Genomic DNA, 379 nt, shown 5'->3' with positions numbered 1-379 from the left:
CCTACGGGGCGTCGGTGGAGCTCACCGGCCCGGGAGGCAAGACGCGGATGGTGCCCGTGTCCGAGCTGCTGCTGCCGCCAGACATGAAGCGCGCGCGCGACACCGTCATCGCCCCCAACGAGGTGCTGACGCGCGTGCGCCTCCCCGCGCTCGCGGCGGGAACGAAGGCCGCGTACCACAAGCAGGGCGAGCGCGAGAGCTACGACTGGCCCAGCTGCGACGTCGCGGTGGTGCTGCGCATGGACGGCAAGGTGGTGCGCGAGGCAGCGATTGCCATGGGCTGGGTGGCGCCCACGCCCCGGCGCGCGACGGAGGCGGAGAAGCTGCTGGTGGGCAAGCCGCTGGACGAGGAGCTGGCGCGCCAGGCCGCGAAGGCGGC

Annotated in this window: 1 protein-coding gene; it reads left to right on the top strand. The window is 73.9% G+C overall.

Annotation, left to right across the window (positions count from 1 at the left end; genetic code table 11):
* Nucleotides 1–379, top strand: a 379-nt coding sequence (locus tag D7Y04_RS43870; RefSeq protein WP_368666443.1) for a xanthine dehydrogenase family protein subunit M, incomplete at both ends; no start/stop codon positions are given.

Origin of the sequence: Corallococcus sp. AB038B (assembly GCF_003668955.1) — a bacterium.
In the GTDB taxonomy this organism is placed as follows: Bacteria; Myxococcota; Myxococcia; order Myxococcales; family Myxococcaceae; genus Corallococcus; species Corallococcus exiguus.
The sequence above is the reverse complement of the archived record's forward strand: the minus strand, read 5'-3'. Positions and strand labels throughout refer to the sequence as shown.